General features: G+C 65.9%; 1 protein-coding gene. It reads right to left on the reverse strand.

Going from position 1 to position 1,659, the window contains the following annotated elements:
• Positions 1–1,659, reverse strand: a 1,659-nt coding sequence (locus tag J6497_RS40490; protein ID WP_225709723.1) for a non-ribosomal peptide synthetase, incomplete at both ends; no start/stop codon positions are given.

The raw sequence follows: 1,659 nt of genomic DNA on the forward strand, positions 1-1,659 counted from the left end.
CCAGCTCGCTTCCATCTCCCTCGTCCGATCCTGCCTCGGGCGCGCACACCACATAGCCGACAAGACGCGTCTCGCCCGCGCGATCCTCTTGCGCCACCACCACGGCCTCGCGCAGTAACGCGTGCTCAGAGAGCCGCGCCGCGATCTCGCCCGGCTCGATCCGGAAGCCGCGGATCTTCACCTGGTCGTCGTTGCGGCCCAAGAACGCCAGATTGCCGTCCGGCAGATAGCGCGCAAGGTCGCCGGTCTTGTACAGCCGATCGCCGTCCACAAAGGGACTGGCGATGAACCGCTCCGCGGTCAGCTCCGGCCGGTTCAGATAGCCCCGCGCGACCCCCGCCCCACCGATGTAGAGCTCGCCGACCGCCCCGAACGGAACCGGCGCGCCATGACCGTCGAGCAGATAAACTTTAGTGTTCGCGATCGGTCGGCCAATCGTCTCAACGACAGCCTCTCCCCTTCGCATGCAAATCCAGGTCGAGTACGTCGTCGTTTCGGACGGAGCGTACAAATTGCAAATCTTCTGGACGCGACTGTTCTCGAAAGCCATCTCTATGAGGCCCGCCTTCAGCGGCTCGCCTGCCAAATTGATCACGCTTGTCGACTCCGGCACGGCTTTCTTGTCAACCAGAGCGGCGATTGCCGAGGGCACTGTGTTGATCAAGGAGACATCCAAAGGCCTCTCGGCCAGCGCCAGCGCATTCTCGACAAGGTAGAGCGTGCTGCCGTGCGAAAGCGGAACGAAACACTCATAGACCGACAGATCAAAACTGATCGAGGTGGAGAACAGCATCCGGCTGATCTCTGACGGGGCAAAGACTCCGCTGCTCCAATGCAGCAGGTTCACGGTGCTCGCATGCTCGATCATCACGCCCTTGGGGGTCCCGGTAGAGCCGGAGGTGTAGATCACATAGGCGAGATGGCGCGAGGTCAGGCCGAGGGCGCGCGGGTCCGGGTTCGAGGCCGGCAGCTCCGCCCAGGCCGGGGTCGGTGTCTCCAGATCGACCACCGTCAGATCGCGGAGCGCATCGGCGCCCAGCGCCGATCGTCCCGCCGCATCGGCCAGCAGCAGTCGTGGCGCCGCATCGTTGAGCACCTGCTTGAGCCGCGCCGACGGATAGGCCGGGTCCAGCGGCAGATACGCCCCGCCCGCCTTCAGGATCGCCAAAAGCCCCACCACCATCGCCACGCTGCGCGCAAGGCAGATCGCCACCGGCTGCTCCGGCGTCACCCCGCGCCCGATCAGGTGGTGCGCCAGGCGGTTGGCCCGTGCATTGAGTTCGCCGTAGCTTAAGCGTTCCTCCGCATCGACCACCGCCACCGCATCCGGCGCCTGGCGCACCTGCGCTTCAAACAGCTCGTGGATGCACTGCTGCTCGGGATACGGCGCCGCCGTCCGGTTCAGCTCCTCCAACAGATACGCGCGCTCAGCGGACGGAAGGATATCCAGCTCGCGCACCGGCGTGCTCGGTGCCTGCTCCAGCGCCTCCGCCAGCTGCTCGAGCGCCCGCTGCATGTAGCCGCAGACCCGATCCGCCGAGACGCCCTCCGCCACCTGCGCCGTCAGCCCGAGCGCCTCGCCAAGATCCTCCACCGACAAGGTCAGCGGATAGTTGGTGCGTTCCTCTCCGCCCAGCCATGCCACCCCCGCCAGCCCAT

Origin of the sequence: Bradyrhizobium cenepequi, from assembly GCF_020329485.1 — a bacterium.
In the GTDB taxonomy this organism is placed as follows: domain Bacteria; phylum Pseudomonadota; class Alphaproteobacteria; order Rhizobiales; family Xanthobacteraceae; genus Bradyrhizobium; species Bradyrhizobium cenepequi.